Origin of the sequence: Halovenus amylolytica (assembly GCA_004015825.1) — an archaeon.
GTDB classification, from domain to species: Archaea; Halobacteriota; Halobacteria; order Halobacteriales; family Haloarculaceae; genus Halovenus; species Halovenus amylolytica.
In genome coordinates this window covers 77672-98062 of record SAYS01000014.1, presented here as the reverse complement: position 1 = coordinate 98062, position 20391 = coordinate 77672, and the positions used below count along the sequence as shown (strand labels likewise).

Here is a 20391-nt window from a genome sequence, read left to right as displayed (position 1 = left end):
CGTCAGGCCTCACCCTCTTCGGAGACCGAGTCGTTCGCACGCTGGATCTGGTCGATCGCATCCTGTACCTGGTCCAGACGATCGGTCGGCGGCCGGGAGCCGTACTCGACCTCGCGGAACGTATCCCGCAACGCCAGCACTGGTTCTCTGGGTAACCCTTCTTTCTCGACTGCGTAGCTGGCCAGTTCACCGGGTGTCCGGGTCTCGACGCGCCCGACATCGAGTTCGTCGAGGAACTGCCGCCAGGCCTCCTGGACTGTCAGCTGGCTCTCTGTCCTGTCTGTCTGGTCGCCTGGCCGGAGACCCGCCAGCCTGCGAGTGAGGCGTTGCCAGCCGCCGGCGAGCCACGCAGCTACGCTCGACGATATCCCAGCAAGTGATCGTTCACCACGGAGTATCGCCATCACCCCACCGAACAGTCGCCGGATACGTCCGCCCGTCCTCGCGAGATAGCTGCCACCGTTCGTCACGAGTTTCACCACGGCAGTTCGTCCGGTGACTGCCAGTTTTCCGGGCAGTGCGACGACGATGTGACCGATCTTTCCCGGGCCGTATCCGCGACGCAGGAGCAAGGAAGGTGGGATCGCGACGGCCACGAACGCGAGGAGTGCACCCGCTCCGAACCGCCACAGCAACCCATCGAGAACTACCTGCTGACTTTGCCCGGCGGCTGCTACGGAGAGTGTGGTCTCGGATGCGAGCGGCAGTTGCACCGTCGCGGTGCCATCAGCGCCCGTCGTCGCGATCTGTCGTCCGTTCATTTCGACGGGGACGCCAGCAGCTGCTTCCTCACCGATCTCTGCCCGCACAGTTACCGTCCCCAGAGCCATCGCCGGCAGTCGATCACGTTCGACGCTGACTGTCAGTTCCGGAATCTCGATCGTCCGCTCCCCGTCGACGAGCCCCCGCTGTGCAGCTACTGAAACTGTCCCTGGCTCGTCGGGCAGTCTGACGTCGATCTGTCCACGTTCGTCCGTCTGCCCGACGGGCTCTCCGTCGAGTCGTATCGTCGCGCCGTCGAGGAGACGGTCACCGGCTGTCGCCGTCACGGTTACCGTCTCACCTGGGGTGGTTTCACCCGAGATAGCGAGTGAAGCCGTCCGCTCGATCGGGTGAGTATCAGTCCGGTCGTCGTCCGCCTGTCCGGTCGAGACCGTCGAGGCCGAGGAGCCGCCGCTGGCCTGAACTGGCTGGCTGGCAGACTCCTGGTCATCGTCCATGACAGTATCTGATGCCGAGGATCGAGTGTGCTCTTCGATCGAAATGCGTAGCTCTTCTGCATCTGGCACGATACCGACGACCGTTCCGTCACTGTCCGTTCTCCCGACCGGCTCCCCGTTGAAATACACCGTCTCCTGAATGACCGGGGTGCCCTCGTAGGTCACGGATACCTCGACAGGCTCCCCAGGGAGGGCCGTCTGGTTCAGTGTCGTCTCGAACCCGCTCGAATCTGACTCTGCAGTGCCGGGATTCAGATTCTCCGGCAACTCGATCTCCCCAGGATCGATCTCTTCACCCGAGGATTCGAGGGCCTCTTCTTGTACGGAGAGACGTTCCGTTGCAGGAGTCGGATCGAATCTGACCCAGCCGATATCCTCGAAATAGACCTCCACCCACGCGTGTGCGTTCATCGCACGCACCTCGTAGGTATCCTCGCCCACCTGCTGTCCCGACGAGTAGCCGACGACGTACCGTGCTGGGATATCCTGCGAGCGAAGCATCGACACCATCGCTGTCGCGAAATACTCACAGTAGCCGGCATCCATCTCGAAAATGAACGAGGTGGCGATCTGGTCGCTCCGTTCCGAGACGTTCAGATCGTACTCCTTGGACTCTTCGAGCCAGTCTTCGATCGTAACTGCCGTTTCGTACGGCGTCTCGTCGTCGGCGGTGAGATTCGTTGTGAACCGTTCGAGTCGCTGTGGCGTCTCGCGCGGAAGCTGGGTGTACTGCGATTCGATCTCGGACGGATAGTCCGTGCCAGCTGCACGCAAGGTTCCGGGATCTTGCTGGGGTGCGTAGCTCACGCCGTCGACGGTGTCGCCGGCTTCGATCGGCGTCTCGGTTCTGATCGACCGCTGGGCGGTCAGCTGTGGATCGTCGACGCCCTCGATCACCTTCGGCCGCCACGCAGTCGGCACGGCGGTGGCCGGCTGCTGAAACTCGATCTCCCAGTCGATCTGCTCGCCGTCGGACCCGTCGTACGCGATCGATCCATCGACCGGCTCGGAGTCACCGGTCCGCTCCCAGCCCGAACCGGTGTACTGGTTGTAGGCACCGGTTCGCCAGTAGGTGCTGCTCGTGCTCTCGACGGTGAAATGCAGCTTCGTATCTGTCGATCCGTAGGTGTCGCTGTCGAGTCCAACGTCCCCACCGACGCCTGTACTGTCGCCAGGGTTGAGCGCACCGAGTCCGCTCCCGCTGTCGCCGAACTGGCTTTCGCCAGACGTCTGTCCGGCAGATTCGCCGGGCAGAATCCGCTCGATCGGACTACCCGTGATCCCATCGGTACCGAACGCTGGCAGTACGACTGCGGCCGCAATCACGACGAGCAACGAACAGAGGACCAATCCAGTTCGGGCCCAGTTTCGGTCCGGTGTGTCACCGGAATCAGATCCTTCCATGCCAGGTCCGAGAGTGTGCAACAACGATAGGCGCCCACAGATTTAATGGTACCGTTCGGTACACTGTCCTTTTTACTCACCACCTGCTAGCCGGACGTGATGGATGCGAATCTCCGGGCCGGGATTGCGATTTTCAATGCCGGCGGCTACCACGGGGCACACGACGCCTGGGAGGAGCACTGGCTCGATCTGGAACAGGGAACTGACGACGAACTGTTCCTGCACGGGTTGATCCAGTTCACCGCGGCGGTCTATCACGCCCGGAACCGCAACTGGTCGGGAGCGACGGGGCTGGCCACCAGCGGTCGCGAGTATCTCGACTCCCTGCCCGACACGTACCGCGGTGTCGACGTCGGTGCTGTCCGGTCGTACCTGGCCCGACTCGCTCGGGATCCCGAGTTGATCGAGCGACGACGACCGCTGGCGCTCACCCTGGACGGTGATCGAATCCAACTCTCGGAGTTGCAGTTCGAGGGGACCTGTATCGCGGCCCACGTGCTCGCGGAGGAACGCGCGGAGAACTATCCAGAGGAGGAAGCAGTCATCGAGCAGGCCATCGAGTACGCACGGGCAGATCTGGAGAAGACAAACAGCGCGATCGTCCCTCTGCTGTTCGATTACGTGCGTGAACCGGAGAGTCGGGGAATCATCGTCCAGCGACTCGGCGAACACGTCCAGCGCCGGAAAAACCGCGAAGCGGATGTGTCTGGGCTGTTCGAACCGCGCGAGTAGGTGTAACGCAACACCAGTGTCCGATTTTCAGGGGCGGCACGACTCTGCAACGACACCTCTTTGGCCGGCAACACGATAACAGCCCGTATGGAGCGAAAGCGGGAGCTGACCAGTGTCGATCTCGCAGCCCTCACGAGCGAGTTATCGACCTACGAGGGGTCGAAGCTGGAGAAGGCCTATCTGTACGACGACGGGCTCGTCCGGCTGAAGATGCGTGATTTCGACCTGGGGCGGATCGAGCTGTTGATCGACGTCGGCGAGACGAAACATCTGCGCGTGGCCCCCCCGGAGCACGTGCCACCGGCACCGGAGCGGCCGCCGAACTTCGCGATGATGCTGCGAAACCGGATCGAGGGGGCACAGCTCGCCTCGATCGAGCAGTTCGAGTTCGACCGGATCGTCTCGATCACCTTCGAACGAGACGACGGCTCGACGACGATCGTCGCGGAGCTGTTCGGCGACGGTAACCTTGCTGTCCTCGACGAAACCGGCGAGGTTGTCGACTGTCTGGATACCGTCCGGCTCAAATCCCGGACCGTCGCGCCGGGCTCACAGTACGAGTTCCCGGATGCCCGATTCAATCCGCTGACCGTCGATTACGAAGAATTTGGGGCTCGTCTGCGACAGTCTGACACGGATGTCGTCCGGACGCTCGCGACACAGCTCAACTTCGGCGGTCTGTGGGGCGAGGAACTCTGTACCCGGGCTGGCGTCGAGAAGGTGCTCGATATCGAGGCGGCTGGCGAGGACCAGTTCCGGGCCATCTACGAGGAAGTACAGTCGCTCACCCGGCGTCTGCAGGATCGGAATTTCGACCCACGCGTCTATCGTGAGCCTGGCGAAGATGGTCCCGGAAAACGGGTTGACGTGACGCCGATCCCGATGGAGGAACACGCCGAACTCGAACCAGATCGGTTCGAGAGCTTTACTGACGCACTCGACGACTACTTCACACACTTCGACGAGGACGAGGGGAGTCCGGAGCCGGCCGACCAGAGCCGTCAACGCCCCGACTTCGAGGCCGAAATCGAGAAACAGAAACGGATCATCGAACAGCAGGAGGGCGCAATCGACAGCTTCGAGGAGCAGGCCGACACCGAGCGCGAGAAGGCAGAGTTGCTGTACGCACACTACGATCTCGTCGACGAGATTCTCACCACGACACGGCAGGCACGGGAAGATGGCCGGTCCTGGGACGAGATCGAAGCCCAGTTCGAGGCCGGCAAAGAGCAGGGTATCACCGCCGCAGAGGCCGTTCAGTCGGTCGACGAGAGCGAGGGGACACTGACTGTCCGTATCGACGATCACGACGTCACCCTCCTTGTGAGCGATGGCGTCGAGAAAAACGCGGACCGACTCTACAAGGAGGCAAAGCGCATCGAGGGGAAAAAAGAGGGTGCCAAGGAAGCGATCGCAAACACCCGCGAGGAACTCGAAGCAGTCAAAGAGCGTCGCGAAGAGTGGGAAGCCTCCGACGAGGAAGCATCCGACGAGCAGGATGACGACGAGACCGAGGAGATCGACTGGCTATCGCGACAGTCGGTGCCGATCCGCAAATCCGAGAGCTGGTACGAGCAGTTCCGGTGGTTCGAGACCAGCGACGGCTTTCTGGTGATCGGTGGCCGTAACGCCGACGAGAACGAGGAGATCGTCAAGAAGTATCTCAGCCGCGGCGATCTGTTCTTCCACACCCAGGCCCACGGTGGCCCTGCGACGGTGCTGAAAGCGACCGGACCCAGCGAGGCCTACGACGAGGACATCGAGATCCCCGAGCGCTCGAAGAACGAAGCCGCCCAGTTCGCAGTCTCTTACTCCTCGATCTGGAAACAGGGCAAGTTCGCAGCAGACGCCTACATGGTCGACCACGATCAGGTCTCGAAAACGCCCGAAAGCGGCGAGTACCTGGAGAAAGGCGGCTTCGCGATCCGTGGCGACCGGACCTACTTCGAGGATACGCCGGTGGGTGTCGCTGTCGGGATCATGTGCGAACCGGAAACCCGCGTCATCGGTGGGCCGCCGGAGCCAATCGAATCACAGGCAGAGACGACGATTACTGTCGAACCGGGCAAGTACGCCCAGAACGATATCGCGAAACGGCTCTACAGAGAGTTCAAGAATCGCTTCGCAGACGACTCCTTCGTCCGGAAAGTCGCCAGCCCGGACCTGATCCAGGAGTTTCTCCCACCCGGTGGGAGCACGATGGTGGAGTAACGGCCGAATGGCACTGCTGCCGGTATATATTTGCCTCCGGTTGCGCTATTCTACGCTATCTATAGTCGAATGTCGGAGCCAGAGCGCAGTCAGTCGGAACTTGTCGGGATTGTCCTGCTGACAGCAGTCATCGTTACGCTTGCTTCCGTCGTCGGTGTCTTTCTCCTCGACTCGTTTCAGTCCGAATCCGAGGACGATCCCAATGTTTTGATTCAGAGTGAGATCAACGAGACGTATCTGACAGTGGCTCACAACGGCGGTGACCGTTTCTCGGCTCCAGATGTCGAGGTGATACTGCGCAATAGTGACGAGATACGACTGCGACTACCCGACGGGCAGTTCGTTGCCGGCGATGACACCAGCGTCTTCGAACCAGGAGATGTCTGGCGATACAATTACACAGGCCAGGCTCTCTCGTCGGGGGAGGTGCGTCTACTGGTCTTCGATCAGGATGCAGGAACACTCCTGTACCAGGATATCCTCGACATTCCTGCCACCAGTCCGTGATCGTGCTGGTTCTGTGGGTGCTGACATCGGCACTATCGAGTACTTAAAATTGGACCGACATTTCACCAGATGGTACTGACTGCAGTAGGCTTTTATTAACGTACCACAAAAGGGGAACCAATGCGGTTTCTCTCGGATGACAGGGCCCAGTCCATCCAGATCGGTGCGGTGCTGTTGTTCGGGGTTCTCGTTGTTCTCCTCTCGGTGTGGCAGGCGACAATTATCCCCAGCCAGAACGAGGATATAGAGTTCAACCACAACCAGGATATCCAGCAGCAGCTGACCGAACTGCGCAGCACGGTAAATTCGATGCCAGGGGCCCTCAACACCCGCTCTGTGACGCTGGGACTCGGCGTCAGATACCCTTCCCGAACGATTTTCCGGAATCCCGGGCCAGCCAGTGGAACAGTACAGACGATAGGCACGACAGACCAGCAGTTCAATCTCACGATTAGCAACGCGACTGCAGTCGAATCCAACATCGACGCGTTCTGGAACGGGACAGGTCGGCAGTACAACACCGGTACGATCCAGTACCGTCCTAGCTACAACGAGTACCGCAATGCGCCACAAACGACGTTCGAGCACAGCGTTCTGTTCAATCGGTTCGAACGTGAGGACGCCACGCTCCCGATAACGGGACAGGCGCTGATTCGGGATACCCGCCTGACGTTCGTCGCGCTGAACGGATCACTGAGCGAGAGTCGCGTCGAGAGTACGTCTGTCGATTTCGATCCGATCAGTACCGATACCCGCCCGGTGGAGATTAGAGACGACACCGGCCCGATCACTCTGACGATGCCGACGAGACTCGACGAACAACAGTGGCGAGAACTTCTCTCCGAGGAGCGAGTTACCAACGGTGGCCACGTGCAGAGCATATCGACGACACCGATCGCGGACTCTGAGCGGGAGTTGCTCGAACTAACACTTGAGGACGGAGAGCGGTACAGACTCCATATGTCCAAAGTTGGGGTTGGCACTGGGACGACAGATACGGAATCGGCCTATCTGACAGATATCGAGGGCAACAATACGTCCATCCAGAAGGGTAACAGCCAGAAACTGACCGTGGAGGTTCGTGACCGGTTTAATAATCCGAAAAGCGACATCTGGGTGAATGCCTCTGCCGAAGGTGGCTTGTTCCGCGATAACTCGAACACTACATCAGAACGGAGTGATCTGGACGGCCAGGTGGAGTTCATTTATCAAGGAAACGACACTGGATCGAACGATATCAACGTCACAATAAAAGAGGGCTACCAGCCCCAGTCGGGTAGTGGACACAACGCAGCGATGCCGGAGAACGTGACGATGAACGTGGGGGTTGTAGCAGTCTCCAACGGTAGCGTCAGTAATGGTAACCCACCCAGTTTCAGTGTCTTGGATGCAACGAGTGATAAAACTTCTGTCACTTTCGATTGGGAAGTGACTGGAACATTCAATACTGTGACTGTAGAATCGAACGATGATTCTGGGACAAGCACTGACAGGAACGGTCAATTGCAGATTGATAAATCACCTGGTAGTAGGAGTATAACTGCCGAAGTAACCGGCCCCGGCGGAACAGAAACCTGCACTGCGACCATCGGAAACAGTGGTGAGTTGACAATAGATGACTTCAGTTGCAACTGAGATCAATTACTAAATATCACGACACCCGTCATTCGAAACAGATCGTAACTGATTAAAACCATAGTTTCGACAATCGACGAACTCATAGTCGACAGACACTTATAGCTGATAGGAGTCATATTCAGGCATGAATGATGTAGGAATCGACGGCGTCGAAATCTGGACAGGGAAGCTCAAACTGGATCTCGCGGAGACGTTCGCCCCGGCCCAGGGCGAGGAGCCAGGCAAGTACACCAAGGGGCTCGGTCTGAACGCCTCTTCCCTGCCGGATGTCTACGAAGATATCGTGACGATGGGTGCAAACGCGTCGAAACGGCTGATGGAGCGCAAGGGGCTCACGCCCGAGGATATCGGTCGGATCGACGTCGCGACCGAGAGTTCCTTCGATCAGTCGAAACCCGTCTCGACGTACGTCGCGGGCTGTCTCGAACAGACCTTCGACGGGGATTTCCACCACGCGAACAAGGGAGAGCGGAAGTTCGCCTGTGTCTCGGGGACCCAGTCACTCGACGACGCGTACAACTGGATTCGCGCCGGGCGAAACCAGGGCCGGAAGGCGCTCGTGATCGCCACCGACACCGCGCTGTACGCCCGTGACGATCCCGGCGAAGCGACCCAGGGTGCCGGGGCGGTCGCGATGCTCATCGACGAAGATCCGGATCTCGTCACACTCGGTGATGAACAGGGCTTCGGTAGTGCAGACGAGACGGACTTCCTCAAACCGAACCAGCAGTTCCCGAGTGTCGACGGCAAACGCTCGATGCAGGTATATCTCGCCCGGATGCGCGAGGCGATGATCGACTTTGCACGGAACGGTGGCGATACCCATCCGGACAACTTCGAACTCGCGCCGTTCCACACGCCGTTCCCTGGCATGGTTCGCAAGGCCGCAGTGCTCGGCTATCGACACTGTATCCGCGATACGGAGATCGAGGACGAACTCGCTGACGAGATTGGTCGCCAGCCACGCCGAGAGGCGTTCGACGACGACGACGCCTTCTTCGATGCGATCAAAGAGTACACCGACAAACTCGGTGAGACGACGTCGTACGAGGAGTGGTACGCGAGGACGGTCGAACCGACCTTTGCCATCTCCCGGGAAGTCGGCAACTGGTACACGGGCTCGGTCCACCTCGCGCGTGCGGCAGGACTCGTTGGAGCGCTCGAAGACGGCCGTGAGATGGCCGGCAAAAATATGCTCGTCTCCTCCTATGGGAGTGGTGCGCAGGCGGAGATCCACGCCGAGACCATCCAGGAGGGCTGGGCCGAGGAGATCGAACAGCTCAACATCTTCGAGCAGATCGAGAAACGCAACGAGATCACCTTCGAGGAGTACGAGAGCATCCACGACGTCCACAACCACGACGAGACAACCGAGATGGAGCCGCTTACCTCCCCCGACGGCGAGTTCGTCTTCGACGGCTGGGGTCGGATGGGCGAGCGCAAGTACACCTACGTCGAGTAGTTAGAGCCTCCCCGACGTTCAGGGTAGTTCGCGGTGCCGTTCGAGCATTTCTTCGAGCGGGAGATCAGTTACAGCGAGCGAGAAGCCGTCTTTTCTGGCGAGATCTGGTGCGAACTCCCAGACGTCCTCTTCGGTGAGACCATGCAAAATGACCGCATGCGGTGTCGGTTTGACGACACGGAGTGCGACGAGCGGTGACTCACCGCGGCTGACGTTCGTAAACACCAGTGCACGGTTCGTACTCTGCCCGTAGAGATTGTAGAACTCGTCACTGGAGAGATTCTTAATCGCCTCGATGCTATCGATGATGGTGTGTCCGGCGATCGTATCTCGCGTTCCTTCGACAATCTCCGTGGCTTCGATCGCCTCGTAGTACCGTTCGAGGGGGATATTTGCGGGATATTCGTTGAGGTCGTGGACTGCAGCGCTGTCGAAACCGGCCGAGAGGACGCGTGCGTACTGGCGGATGTGACTCCCGCCGCGACGTTCGTCGATATCGAGCAGGGCGTCGACCGCCCGGCGGACGATCCCGATCCCGGGGTTGTCCCGGCGGCCACTCTCGTAGTCGGAGACGACAGATGGGGAGACAGAGAGTCGATCTGCGAGGTCGGTCTGGGCGATTTCGAAATCAGTCCGCCACTTCCGGAGCGTCGCGCCGGGGTTGTCGCTGAGCGTAATCTCGCCGGCGATTTTCTCGGCTAACTTCTCGCGATCCCCCCGTGCCATACAATAGATCACCTCTCCTGCCGTGCAAAAGCGTATCGAAATGGCGGTGTTTGGGGTTTTATGTGAGTGTTTCGATAGAAGCAGAATAAACAGCAAGAAAGCCCTGTGACGAGCGAACCTCATCAGAAATACCGTCCCGAACAACAAGAAAGCCCCGAGGCTATCAACTCGGGGGGCTCGCTGCGCTCCTCACTCCCTCCGGTCGTTGTGGTGCTTACGTCGCCCACCTTCGTTGATAGCCTCGCCCCTTTCAGTCCCGCCCGGCCTGGAAAGCCACATTGGGCGGGACTGAAAGGGGCCGTCATCGGGCGCGACGCGCCCGATTGCTCGGGAGACTCCGTCTCCCGGCGGTCGCTTAGCGAACGAGACGACGTAAGCACCGTCGTTCGAGAGAGCAACGCTCTCTCGTGATCACGAAAGGCCGGCGGCCTTTCGAACGACAGCGTAGCGAGGAGCGCAACGAGTCGCAGTCGCTAAGCGACCGGGGGCTTTCTTGCTGTTTGCACCGATGTTCCTGATCGAGTTCTCCCAGACCCTCCTCACCACGAACATACTAACCCCGATCACGGCAAACACTAAAAGTCGACCAGCCGTAGGGTATGCGAACTCAAACCATGGATTTTAGCGCCGACACCACACACGGGTTGATCGAATCCACCGCGACGGCGGTCGCCGAGGAGTTCGGACCGACCTACTGGCGCGAAAAAGAGGCCAAGGGTGAGTTCGCCCAGGAGTTCTGGGACGAACTCGCTGCGGCGGATTTTCACGGCCTCCTGATCCCGGATGAGTACGGGGGCGCAGCGATGGGGATGCAGGAGATGGGCCTCGCCATGGAGACACTCTGTGCAGAGGGTTGCGGAATGGCCGGCACCTGGTATCTCGTCCTGACAGCAGGGATGGCCGCACTCGGAATCCGCGACTACGGCACCGACGAACAGAAAGAGACGTACCTCCCAGATATCGCCGCGGGAGACCGGAACTTCTCGATCGGTATCACCGAGGCGAAGGCCGGAACCAACACCCTGAATATCAAGACCCGTGCGGAGAAAGACGGCGACGAGTACGTGCTCAACGGCGAGAAGGCCTGGATCACCTTCTCAGATATCGCCGACAACATGATCCTGGTGACGCGAACGACGCCGAGAAGCGACGTCGATCGGCCGACCGACGGAATCTCTCTGTTCATCATCGACATGGACGACTCCGGGATCGAGACCTCCCCGATTCCCAAACACGGGATCAACTACTCGAAGTCCTGCGAGGTGTTCATCGACGACGTTCGCGTGCCGGCCGAGAACCTGCTCGGCGCAGAAGGTGGTGGCTGGAAGCCGCTCGTCCACATGATCAACCCCGAGCGGATCGGCTTCGCGGCAGCGGGCACCGGTATCGGCGAGCTTGCTGCATCGACTGCGATCGAGTACGCCAACGACCGGGAGGTGTTCGACGCACCGATCGGGGCCCATCAGGGAGTCTCCTTCCCGATAACGAAAGCCTATGCGCGCATGGAGACTGCCCGACTGATGCGGGAGAAGGCTGCCTGGCTGTTCGATCAGGGTGAAGATTGCGCCTACGAGACGAACGTCGCCAAGGCGACCGCCGTCGAGGCCGGGATCGAGACAGTCCGGCAGTCGATGCAGGCTTTCGGCGGGTGGGGATACGCCAGGGAGTACGATATCGAGCGCTGGTGGCGGGAGATCAATCTCACACGCCTGGCACCGGTCACCCAGCAGATGGCGTACAACCACATCAGCCAGCAGATCGGCTTCCCGAAATCGTACTAGGTGGATTCTCGATGAAAATACGCGTCCAGGAAGACACGAGCGAAGAGGCCGCGAACGCAATCGCCAGAGCACTCGCACAGCATTTCGAGGACAGTATCGAAGTGTACCACCACGGCAGTGAGACTCCACTTGCAACCTACAGCAGTACTGGTGAGAGTGCGAACGAACCAGAAACAGACAGCACTCGGTCGGACGACACTCTCGGCCCGACCGAACGAGAACAGCGCCTCTGGGAGGAAATCGAGGAGATCGAAGACGGTGGTCCGAAAAAGTACCGCGACCGCCTCGACGAGCAGGGGAAACTGTTCGTCCGGGATCGTCTCGATCTCTGGTTCGGCGACGACGGCATCACGTTCGAGGACGGCAAGTTTGCCGAGTTCGACGCCGAGGAGCGTCTTCCCGCAGATGGTTTGCTGACCGGTGCGGCGGAGTTCGAGGGTCGAGATCTGCACTTCATGGCGAACGATTTCACCGTCAAAGCTGGCTCGATGGCCGAGAAAGGCGTCGAGAAGTTCCTCAGGATGCAACACCGGGCGCTCAAGACCGGTCGACCAGTACTCTATCTGATGGACTCCTCGGGCGGCCGGATCGACCAGCAGACCGGTTTCTTCGCCAACCGCGAGGGGATCGGGAAGTTCTACTACAACCACTCGATGCTCTCGGGCCGCGTGCCACAGATCTGTGTGCTCTACGGCCCCTGTATCGCCGGCGCGGCGTACACACCCGTCTTTGCCGATTTCACGATCATGGTCCGGGACGTGAGCGCGATGGCGATCGCCTCCCCGCGGATGGTCGAGATGGTCACCGGCGAGAAAATCGATATGCAGGATCTCGGCGGTGCGGAGATGCACGCGACTCACTCCGGCAGTGCGGATCTGATCGCCGAGGACGAAGAACACGCCCGCGAACTGGTGGCGAAACTGCTGACCTACCTCCCGAAAAATAGCGATCACAAACCACCCAAGAAAGACGGAACCGCGCCGGCGAATTCCCCCGAGGGCATCGACTCGATCGTCCCCGAAACGCCGAACAAGGGGTACGACATGCACGAGATCATCGAGCGTGTCGTCGACGCAGGATCGGTGCTGGAACTCCGCCCCGAGTACGGAAGCGAGATCATCACGGCCTTCGCGCACATCGACGGTCGGCCTGTCGCGATCGTCGCCAGCCAGCCGGCGAAGCGGGCTGGGGCGATCTTTCCCGACGCCGCCGAGAAGGCAGCGCAGTTCATCTGGACGGCAGATGCCTACAACATTCCACTGCTCTATCTCTGCGATACGCCGGGTTTCATGGCCGGTTCGCAGGTCGAGAAGGAGGGGATTCTCGAACAGGGAAAGCGGATGATCTACGCCACCTCCTCGGCGACCGTTCCGACACAGTCCGTGGTCGTCCGGAAAGCCTACGGTGCAGGGATCTACGCGATGGCCGGCCCCGCATACCAGCCCGAGTCGACCATTGCGCTCCCATCGGGTGAGATTGCGATCATGGGCCCCGAAGCGGCGATCAACGCCGTGTATGCGAACAAACTCGACGAGATAGACGATCCCGAAAAGCGAAAACAGCGGGAACAGGAACTCAGAGAGGAGTACCGAGAGGATATCGACGTCCACCGAATGGCCAGCGAGGTCGTCATCGACGAGATTGTTCCACCGAGCACACTTCGCGAGGAACTCGTCGGTCGCTTCGAATTCTACGAAACTGTCGACAAGGAGCTCCCCGATAAAAAACACGGGACGGTGTTGTGACTCCCTGTGTCAATACCGAAAACCTGCCTGACTGTCACATTCCACCATAGATTTCTTGGGTTACTTTCGTATTATCCGGCCAAGCTATTGTGATCTACTAGTTTTCTAGTTTACAGTTCATTTCTTGGCAAATTTTGGCCGGAAATACTGCCAATATGTCCACCGAGGTGCAACACCCAGTCGACACAATGCTCCGACAGATACTGATCGTCGGCGGTGGCCGTGTCGGTCGGCACACCGCAGCCAAATTGACCGATAGCGGATATATGGTTACAGTCATCGAACAAGATCCAGAAAAGGCAGAACAGTTTCCGAATCCACTTGCCGGGCGAGTCATCCAGGGGGATGGCACAGAGATGGACGTAATCGAAAAAGCCAATCCCGAGACTGCAGACGTCGTTGCTGGTCTCACTAACACCGTGAAGACCAATCTGGTGGTCTGTGAACTGGCACGGAATCTCGCGCCGGGTGCAGAGACACACTGCAGAATCTGTGAGGACGGCCAGGAAGCGTACGCACATCTGGAACACGTCGACCACATCGTCTATCCGGCAGCACTCGCAGCCGAGGAGACAGTCGGCCAGATAACCGACGAGGTAGCTATCGGACGGTAACTGACGTTCACTCTTCACGTGTCGCGATCAGGAGACGCGTTCCATTCTGGTGTGCGTACACCGAGCGACTCGTGCCGTCTAGTTGCGTGGAAAATCGGATGTTGCCAATCTCTGCAGTTTCGTTTCGTCCCGGAATCGGCGCGGTTCCGACGGTCTCCCCATCCCGGGTTGCCCGTAGTGAGAACTCTTCGCTGCCGGGAACGACGGCTATCGTGTGGTTTGCAAGCAGGAGATCTGCCGTCACAGCTTCGGAGGTGAACGACCGTCGGACCGTGCCATCGTGTTCGAGATCGACGACGTACGCCGAATCGCCCTCGTAGAGTTCCCAGCCAGTCCGGGTCGCTTCGACCGTGTCTCGCCAGCCGACGCCACCGACGACAGTGCTGGTCTCTCCCTGACGGGCGAGTTGGCTTTTGTCCGTGACCGTCGTCCAGGCCCCTCGCCGCTCACTGACGACGATTAGGCCGCTCTCGTTGCCGTCGATCCGACCGTGTGGAATATCCTCCGCGTAGGTGATCTGGTAGTCGCCAACCGTGAGACTCTCCTCGCCCGCCAGCGGATCCTCGTTCATCTCCGGAGCGTTGCTCGCGAAACTCGGCAGCGCCGCGATGAGAGCGACAGCGGCAAGCGCAAAGATGAGCACCTGTCGGTGTGAGATCGGTGTTGCGACGATCCGATCCGGAACCGCGACCGGGACTGCCGGCAGAGTCAGAACAGCCAGCGAGACCACGAACAGTCCCCCACCGACGGGATCGATACCCAACTGGACGAGCTGGAACCACAGGAACCCCGCCACGACGGCGACAGAACCGAGCCAGAGGTACGCCGTGGTCCGCCGGTTCGGAATCCGCGAGAGCGTCGCAAGTTGGGCAGTGAGTGGCTGCTCAGATGCAGCGAGGATCCCGCTAATCAAAATCGAGAGAATGAAGACGAATATCAGTCCGATCGCACGCTGCTGGATGAAGACTCCCTCGCCACCCGAGATCGCGAGCGACCAGAGCTGTCGGGTCAGTCCGAACACGAGCGTGGCCGCGAAGATGCGAACTGGCTCCCGGCGTTCGTTCCGATGGGCGAGCAGTGCCAGCGCGAGCAACACGCCGATCAGGAAGCCGAGCAAGTGCGCCTGGACGTTCACACCGAACCAGCTCGGCGGCCCCGGAGTGCCCGACTCGGCGGTCGCACGGAGCACCGGCTCCTGGAGCGTTCGCACGATGACACCGGTTCCAGTGAACCCGACCATCGCGAGGATCGTCGTGATCGGAAAGTAGATCACGGCGAAGCCGCCGAAGGCAAAGACTGTTCCCGAGAAGCCGATCGACCAGCCGACGGCGAGTACCGAGGTGACGATGCTCACCACGATTACAGCGACTGGAAAGATCAAGAGCGCACGAATCCAGGGATTGGAACGCCAGCCGTTCGCTGTCGGCTGGGTCGTCTCGGGCTGGGTGTGTCCCGGCGGTGGATACTCGTAGTCGGTCGTCTCGGTTGCTCGTGGTGGCGGATAGTGACTCCAGGCGTACTCGACGATCGGGGCGAGAACGACCGTCCCGATCATGTTTCCGAGCAGATGATCGGGCGACGCGTGGGCGAAGCCGGCTGCGAGCAGTCCTTCCGGATACAGGTACGACCAGCCTCGGAAGGCGAGGACGACTGGCGACCCCCAGTGGGAGAGTCCGCTCTGTGCGAACAGATAGAAGCCGACGACACCGAGGACAGTGACCAGACTGCCCCACGGAACGCCGTAGAGAAACCGCTCAGAGAGCCTGTCGTACCACTGTCTGGGTGTTCCCACCGAGGCGAGATAGATCAGACTACTCCCGATCGTGACGACAACCGCGATCCGGAGTATCCCCAGACCGGATACCATACGCGTACATTGGAGTGGTGGTTTGTGATACTGTCGGCTGACTGTGCGCATCCGCCTTCGAGTTGTTTTACTACCTTGCGGCCCTCTGTTGTGGTATGACACCCGAAGACGTCAGAGAACTACTCGAATCGGAGCTACCGGACGCTACTGCAGAGGTCGGCCATCCCCGTGGGGTCGACGACGAAGACCACCTCGCGGCGACTGTCGTCTCGCCAGTCTTCGAGGGAAAGTCGCTGATCGACCAGCACGAGGTCGTCTACGACGCCCTCGGTGAACATATGACCAAGGATATCCACGCGATCGAACTCTCGACGTACACACCCGAAGAGTACGAGGAATTCGAACAGTAGCGTTACTCTCAACCGGCCTGTTCTGCGGTCCGATCCTCCACGATCTGTTTCTCGGGTAACTCCGTATCTGGCTCCCGACCGAGCGTGAGAAACCGTTCGGTTCTGGTCAGTTCTTCGGTGGCTGGACTCGGCTTCTGTACCTCCTCGTATTCGACAGCAACACCCGCAGACTCTGCCTCGATCCGGACGACAAACAGCTGGTAGGAGGGATAGAACACTGGCGGAAGGATGCCGATGATGCCGTCACGCCGGTGGAGCCGCTTCAGCCACGTGCCGGTGTTGACGACCACGCCGCCGTCGACGCTGGTCATCTGTGGACGGTGCGTGTGTCCGTAACAGAAGACCGCTTTCTCCGGGTCTGCCTCGAACATGCTGCTCGCAGCTTCCTCGTACGGCGTCGCGGGATCGACGGTGATATCCGTCTCAAAAATCCCGAACCGGTCGATGGTTTTGCGGACATCCCGCCGGATGAAATACAGTGGGATGCCGATAAGCAGGAGTAGTCCCGTCACGACGACGTTGATCGCGAGCAGGAACCACGCGGCTGTGCCAGCAGAGCCGAACCGTCCGAGAAAGGCTGTCCCTCGTTCGATCGGTGCCGACCAGATCCCCAGGATATCCAGCCCGGCCAGCACCGCGAGGACGACGCTGATGTTGAACAGAAGCAGGAAGGGGATGATCGAGTATCTGAGAAGTGGGTTCATCTCCCGATAGAAGTACTTCGAGATGAGCCAGACCGGCATCCGTTCCGTCGGTGTCACGGCCTGGACGTCCTTCAGCCAGTTGTACCGCCCGCGGTCGGAAAGCTTCCCAGCGCGGCTCGTCACGAGAGTATTGTAAAAGTAGCCAAGCGGTGAGGCGTGGGGGCTGCCCCAGTCCTCGATACGGTTGTTCGGATCGCGCTGGTGGCCGTGTTCGAAGTGGATCGTTCGGCCGCCGACCGGCCGTGTCATCGATTCGTCCTGGACGAGCGTGACGTTGTACTCGGCAAATCTGTCGACGTACTCGTCGTAGGCAGCCAGTTCGTGGTCGTGGTTGCCCGGCAAGAGTGTGATCGGAATGTTTTCGCCAGTTGCCCGGAACTGTTCGAACAGTTCTGTATAGGTCTCCTCCAGCACGTCGAATTTCTCGATCCCCTCGATAGTCGTAAACTCCCAGAGTCCGAACGCGTCGCCGTTTATGATCAACTCAGCGTTCTCCTCTGTCTGCTTCAGACGTTCGAGCAACCGTAGTAACTCGTCCAGAAAGTCGACCTGTTCGAGTTGCTCGTCGCCGCCGATATGCAGATCACTAATAACGTAATAAACTGGATCCGCTTCGGTATCCATTGGGGTATGGTTTCTGGGGCCGTCAGTAAAACGGTTGGCATAATACACGATCCCCAGTTGACAGATGTGAGAACGACCACTTCCCTACAGTGTGAGCGCTGGCTGTAGTCTCTTGAGCGGACGGCCCGTCTCGTTACCACTCTCGATACTTATTTCCCAACTGTCTCCTCTGATGTCGGTGTTACTGACAATCAGTCGGTGTCCCGCCTAGCAGGATGATGAGTGAATCACCTGCTGTCTCGAAGGAGAGCAGTCAGTGTGGGAGTTCAGTCAGTTCAACCTGATTTTCGTCATCAACGGTCACGAGACACCCATGATATTCGAACGTAATATGCACAGCACTGGTGCGACAAGCCATGTCGAGTGCATCCGGGTTGATCGCCTCGCAGAGCGGGTCTGTGAGACCGGTGGAATCGATCCCTTTGTGGGTGGCCACTGCCTCAATTACAGCATCACTCGGCGTCTGATCAGACGGGTGGGTGTTCGTTTGAACTCTGGCCGTGTCAGTTCCCCGATTTTTGTCCCCCATGATTGGTAATAGCCATGATAGTAGATAACACCCCCACTATTTCATTTAATCTGAACGTGAGAGCAAGTGAGATACAGTACAACTGTGGCGGTCATTTCGCTCGCGGAGAAATGGGCCCGGGCGGATTTGAACCACCGCATACCCGGTGTCCCAGATATCGAGTTTCACTCGATATCATATGAGCCGGGGGCTCTTACCAGACTGAGCTACGGGCCCGCACTCTCCGCTACCCCATGGCCACACTAAATTCTATCGTCTCCTGCATGTGAGCTATTGACTCGGAAGTCTTTTTGATCAAACACACGTATATGTAGTAACTATGGGAATTGGCGGCTCGGATATGTACCGACAGCAGATCCTCGATCACTACAAGAACCCGCGCAACTACGGGGAGATCGAGGACCCGACGTTCAGTCACGTCGGCGAGAACCCGATGTGTGGCGACACCATCCAGATGGACGTTGTTCTCGACGACGACGAAGAAACGATCGAACACGTCGCCTTCCAGGGCGACGGCTGTGCGATCTCCCAGGCCTCGGCCTCGATGCTCTCTGAGAAGTTACAGGGTGTCGCGATCGACGACTTACAGGAGATGGACCGCGACGACATCATCGACATGCTCGGTGTCGATATCTCTCCGATGCGGGTCAAATGTGCCGTCCTCGCCGAGAAAGTGGCACAGGACGGCGCTGATATCTACTTCGGCGAGAAAGATATCGACATGACGAGTACCGAAGAAGACGACTGATTGTCCGCGATTTCTGCGTGATACCTCACCGATCAGGCTGCGTAGATCGTCTCAGTTCCCCATCTCTGATAGTGACCCGTGATCGTTCACTACATTGGTAGACTCGATTGCAGCGCCGAATACACTCCAAAAAACTCGACGTGACCGATTTCGACGGAAGTAATAGGAAACTCTCAGGAGAGGGTCTGTTCAGTGTCGATCCCGTAGATCCGCGCAGGCGTCTCGACGTGTGCCCGTCTGATCGCGTCCTCGTAGCCGTTTTCGAGCAGCCACTGCACACGGTTCGGTACCGTTTTCGGTCCCAGTACGGCACCCGGCCGCTCGGGGTCGTCCAGGAAGTCCGTCTCCATCAGGAACGGCTCCCCACTTTTGGCCCCGCGTTCGAGTCCATCCTCGTTCGAGATGATACTCGGTATCGGCCCGGAGATCGGACCATCGGAGTAGTGTTTGACGACCTGCTCTCGCGGGAGGCCACAATCTTCGGCCCACTCGGCAATCTCGTCGAAATCGTCGCCGCCCTCGGTGTGTAACTGGACGGCACAACCAGTTTCGGCACCGAGTGTGAACGCGTGGCGCATCACCTCGTTCGATGCGTCCCAGACTTTGTCGCTGACATCGTAGTGTGGACGGCCGGATTTGATAGCCAGCGCTGGCCCGTCGCTGACGAACTCCGCAGCGATGTCGAGCCCCTCTCGCATCAGATCTCGCGCCTCCTCGGGGGTGTAGCCATCGCCGACGAGCTGTGAGATGAGCGCGGGGTGGACACCGAGGACCGGCCACGCACGACCGTCGAGACGCTCCGATGCCGCCGCTGTCACCTCGGTCGTGAGTTCGAACGTCTCGCGGAAGTCGTCGACACTGTTCACATCGTCGACGAAATACCAGGATGGTTTGTTCAACACGAGGAGATGCGTTCCGCCTGCGTTCGCAAAGTCCTCGGCGGCGTCGGCTCCCCGACCGTTGACGGGATCCAGATGCAGATGGTTGTCCAGAATCGGCGTCTCCATACGTTCTCTCGGTGTTGAATTTCAAAAAGGAGTTCGACTTGGAACCGATTTAAAGCGTCAGTGAGCGGTGTGCTGTATTCTGAAGTGCGTCCGACCGGCCGTGTTCCCCGGGAGCGATAGCCATGGTCTCGACACCCCGTCTTGCTGCCCGTTCGAGAACCGGCTTGAAATCGGTATCGCGCGAGACGACGATCAGCAGATCGATCTCGTCGGCGACTGCTGCTTTCGTGCCATCGACAGCCAGCCGAACGTCGACGTCGCCGCTGGTGGTGATGACGTCGAACCCCCGCGCCTCGCCCGCCTGGATCAGCTTCGGTGTGGCGTGTTCGTCGAGATAGAGCCGGGCCGCGACGACAGTCCCCTCGGCTGCCGCAAGCTCTCGAAGCTCGTCCAGATCGACGTCGAACTCGTCGCGGAGCACGTTCGGCCCATCGACGTAGAGACCGACGCGTGTTCTCCCGTCACTCCGAAACCGCCCAAACAGATCCATATCCCAGCCTGGGTGCCACGGGCTTTAGAGGT

17 protein-coding genes and 1 tRNA gene are annotated in these 20391 nt (G+C 59.4%); 10 read left to right on the top strand and 8 right to left on the bottom strand.

Features of this window, described 5'->3' with window-relative positions:
* Positions 1-2: 2 nt before the first annotated feature.
* Positions 3-2624: a transglutaminase TgpA family protein gene (locus EOW68_RS11820; protein WP_128225365.1), complete on the bottom strand. Its 2622-nt coding sequence runs from the start codon at positions 2622-2624 to the stop codon at positions 3-5.
* Between the two features lie 99 nt (positions 2625-2723).
* Between EOW68_RS11820 and EOW68_RS11815 the strand changes: the two genes are divergently transcribed.
* The 5 genes from EOW68_RS11815 to hmgB all read left to right on the top strand — a co-directional run bounded on the left by EOW68_RS11815 (position 2724) and on the right by hmgB (position 9174).
* Positions 2724-3356, top strand: coding sequence for a DUF309 domain-containing protein (locus tag EOW68_RS11815; protein ID WP_128225364.1), 633 nt, complete (start codon positions 2724-2726; stop codon positions 3354-3356).
* Between the two features lie 87 nt (positions 3357-3443).
* Complete coding sequence (gene rqcH, locus EOW68_RS11810; protein WP_128225363.1) at positions 3444-5567, top strand: ribosome rescue protein RqcH; 2124 nt, start codon at positions 3444-3446, stop codon at positions 5565-5567.
* A gap of 69 nt (positions 5568-5636) precedes the next feature.
* Positions 5637-6074 (top strand): type IV pilin domain-containing protein, encoded by a 438-nt coding sequence (locus EOW68_RS11805; protein ID WP_128225362.1) that lies wholly within the window; start codon positions 5637-5639, stop codon positions 6072-6074.
* Between the two features lie 120 nt (positions 6075-6194).
* A complete protein-coding gene (locus EOW68_RS11800; protein ID WP_128225361.1) occupies positions 6195-7709 on the top strand; it encodes a hypothetical protein in 1515 nt (504 codons plus the stop codon).
* A gap of 127 nt (positions 7710-7836) precedes the next feature.
* Positions 7837-9174 (top strand): hydroxymethylglutaryl-CoA synthase, encoded by a 1338-nt coding sequence (gene hmgB, locus EOW68_RS11795; RefSeq protein WP_128225360.1) that lies wholly within the window; start codon positions 7837-7839, stop codon positions 9172-9174.
* 18 nt (positions 9175-9192) lie between these two features.
* Here the strand turns inward: hmgB and EOW68_RS11790 are convergent, their stop codons facing one another.
* Positions 9193-9900 carry a helix-turn-helix domain-containing protein gene (locus EOW68_RS11790; protein ID WP_128225359.1) on the bottom strand — a complete coding sequence of 236 codons (708 nt, stop codon included), beginning with the start codon at positions 9898-9900 and terminating at the stop codon, positions 9193-9195.
* 614 nt (positions 9901-10514) lie between these two features.
* Here EOW68_RS11790 and EOW68_RS11785 point away from each other — a divergent pair.
* The 3 genes from EOW68_RS11785 to EOW68_RS11775 all read left to right on the top strand — a co-directional run bounded on the left by EOW68_RS11785 (position 10515) and on the right by EOW68_RS11775 (position 14040).
* On the top strand, positions 10515-11681 hold the full coding sequence (locus EOW68_RS11785; protein WP_128225412.1) for an acyl-CoA dehydrogenase family protein: 1167 nt from the start codon (positions 10515-10517) through the stop codon (positions 11679-11681).
* 11 nt (positions 11682-11692) lie between these two features.
* A complete protein-coding gene (locus EOW68_RS11780) occupies positions 11693-13426 on the top strand; it encodes an acyl-CoA carboxylase subunit beta (protein ID WP_128225358.1) in 1734 nt (577 codons plus the stop codon).
* A gap of 188 nt (positions 13427-13614) precedes the next feature.
* Positions 13615-14040 carry a potassium channel family protein gene (locus tag EOW68_RS11775; RefSeq protein ID WP_431358899.1) on the top strand — a complete coding sequence of 142 codons (426 nt, stop codon included), beginning with the start codon at positions 13615-13617 and terminating at the stop codon, positions 14038-14040.
* A gap of 7 nt (positions 14041-14047) precedes the next feature.
* Here the strand turns inward: EOW68_RS11775 and EOW68_RS11770 are convergent, their stop codons facing one another.
* Positions 14048-15907, bottom strand: coding sequence for a rhomboid family intramembrane serine protease (locus EOW68_RS11770; RefSeq protein ID WP_128225356.1), 1860 nt, complete (start codon positions 15905-15907; stop codon positions 14048-14050).
* Positions 15908-16002: 95 nt separating this feature from the next.
* Here EOW68_RS11770 and EOW68_RS11765 point away from each other — a divergent pair, with 95 nt between their 5' ends.
* Positions 16003-16257: a BolA family protein gene (locus EOW68_RS11765; protein ID WP_128225355.1), complete on the top strand. Its 255-nt coding sequence runs from the start codon at positions 16003-16005 to the stop codon at positions 16255-16257.
* An 8-nt stretch (positions 16258-16265) separates the two neighbouring features.
* Here EOW68_RS11765 and EOW68_RS11760 read toward each other — a convergent pair whose 3' ends face one another.
* The 3 genes from EOW68_RS11760 to EOW68_RS11750 all read right to left on the bottom strand — a co-directional run bounded on the left by EOW68_RS11760 (position 16266) and on the right by EOW68_RS11750 (position 18330).
* A complete protein-coding gene (locus tag EOW68_RS11760; RefSeq protein WP_128225354.1) occupies positions 16266-17585 on the bottom strand; it encodes a metallophosphoesterase in 1320 nt (439 codons plus the stop codon).
* A gap of 253 nt (positions 17586-17838) precedes the next feature.
* Positions 17839-18114, bottom strand: coding sequence for a HalOD1 output domain-containing protein (locus EOW68_RS18720; RefSeq protein ID WP_128225353.1), 276 nt, complete (start codon positions 18112-18114; stop codon positions 17839-17841).
* A gap of 111 nt (positions 18115-18225) precedes the next feature.
* Positions 18226-18330: transfer RNA gene (locus tag EOW68_RS11750), tRNA-Ile, on the bottom strand.
* 103 nt (positions 18331-18433) lie between these two features.
* Here EOW68_RS11750 and sufU point away from each other — a divergent pair.
* Positions 18434-18862 (top strand): Fe-S cluster assembly sulfur transfer protein SufU, encoded by a 429-nt coding sequence (gene sufU / locus EOW68_RS11745; protein WP_128225352.1) that lies wholly within the window; start codon positions 18434-18436, stop codon positions 18860-18862.
* 173 nt (positions 18863-19035) lie between these two features.
* Here the strand turns inward: sufU and EOW68_RS11740 are convergent, their stop codons facing one another.
* On the bottom strand, positions 19036-19869 hold the full coding sequence (locus EOW68_RS11740) for a TatD family hydrolase (protein WP_128225351.1): 834 nt from the start codon (positions 19867-19869) through the stop codon (positions 19036-19038).
* Between the two features lie 49 nt (positions 19870-19918).
* Positions 19919-20359: an NYN domain-containing protein gene (locus EOW68_RS11735; RefSeq protein WP_128225350.1), complete on the bottom strand. Its 441-nt coding sequence runs from the start codon at positions 20357-20359 to the stop codon at positions 19919-19921.
* Positions 20360-20391: the final 32 nt, after the last annotated feature.

What these genes read in the sequence shown, in the direction of transcription:
- EOW68_RS11775 (WP_431358899.1), top strand. Translation starts at nt 13,615, where the DNA reads ATGCTCCGACAGATACTGATCGTCGGCGGTGGCCGTGTCGGTCGGCAC.
- EOW68_RS11820 (WP_128225365.1), bottom strand. Translation starts at nt 2,624, where the DNA reads ATGGAAGGATCTGATTCCGGTGACACACCGGACCGAAACTGGGCCCGA.
- EOW68_RS11805 (WP_128225362.1), top strand. Translation starts at nt 5,637, where the DNA reads ATGTCGGAGCCAGAGCGCAGTCAGTCGGAACTTGTCGGGATTGTCCTG.
- EOW68_RS11770 (WP_128225356.1), bottom strand. Translation starts at nt 15,907, where the DNA reads ATGGTATCCGGTCTGGGGATACTCCGGATCGCGGTTGTCGTCACGATC.
- EOW68_RS11800 (WP_128225361.1), top strand. Translation starts at nt 6,195, where the DNA reads ATGCGGTTTCTCTCGGATGACAGGGCCCAGTCCATCCAGATCGGTGCG.
- EOW68_RS11780 (WP_128225358.1), top strand. Translation starts at nt 11,693, where the DNA reads ATGAAAATACGCGTCCAGGAAGACACGAGCGAAGAGGCCGCGAACGCA.
- EOW68_RS18720 (WP_128225353.1), bottom strand. Translation starts at nt 18,114, where the DNA reads ATGGGGGACAAAAATCGGGGAACTGACACGGCCAGAGTTCAAACGAAC.
- EOW68_RS11735 (WP_128225350.1), bottom strand. Translation starts at nt 20,359, where the DNA reads ATGGATCTGTTTGGGCGGTTTCGGAGTGACGGGAGAACACGCGTCGGT.
- EOW68_RS11765 (WP_128225355.1), top strand. Translation starts at nt 16,003, where the DNA reads ATGACACCCGAAGACGTCAGAGAACTACTCGAATCGGAGCTACCGGAC.
- sufU (WP_128225352.1), top strand. Translation starts at nt 18,434, where the DNA reads ATGGGAATTGGCGGCTCGGATATGTACCGACAGCAGATCCTCGATCAC.
- EOW68_RS11815 (WP_128225364.1), top strand. Translation starts at nt 2,724, where the DNA reads ATGGATGCGAATCTCCGGGCCGGGATTGCGATTTTCAATGCCGGCGGC.
- hmgB (WP_128225360.1), top strand. Translation starts at nt 7,837, where the DNA reads ATGAATGATGTAGGAATCGACGGCGTCGAAATCTGGACAGGGAAGCTC.
- EOW68_RS11790 (WP_128225359.1), bottom strand. Translation starts at nt 9,900, where the DNA reads ATGGCACGGGGGGATCGCGAGAAGTTAGCCGAGAAAATCGCCGGCGAG.
- rqcH (WP_128225363.1), top strand. Translation starts at nt 3,444, where the DNA reads ATGGAGCGAAAGCGGGAGCTGACCAGTGTCGATCTCGCAGCCCTCACG.
- EOW68_RS11740 (WP_128225351.1), bottom strand. Translation starts at nt 19,869, where the DNA reads ATGGAGACGCCGATTCTGGACAACCATCTGCATCTGGATCCCGTCAAC.
- EOW68_RS11760 (WP_128225354.1), bottom strand. Translation starts at nt 17,585, where the DNA reads ATGGATACCGAAGCGGATCCAGTTTATTACGTTATTAGTGATCTGCAT.
- EOW68_RS11785 (WP_128225412.1), top strand. Translation starts at nt 10,515, where the DNA reads ATGGATTTTAGCGCCGACACCACACACGGGTTGATCGAATCCACCGCG.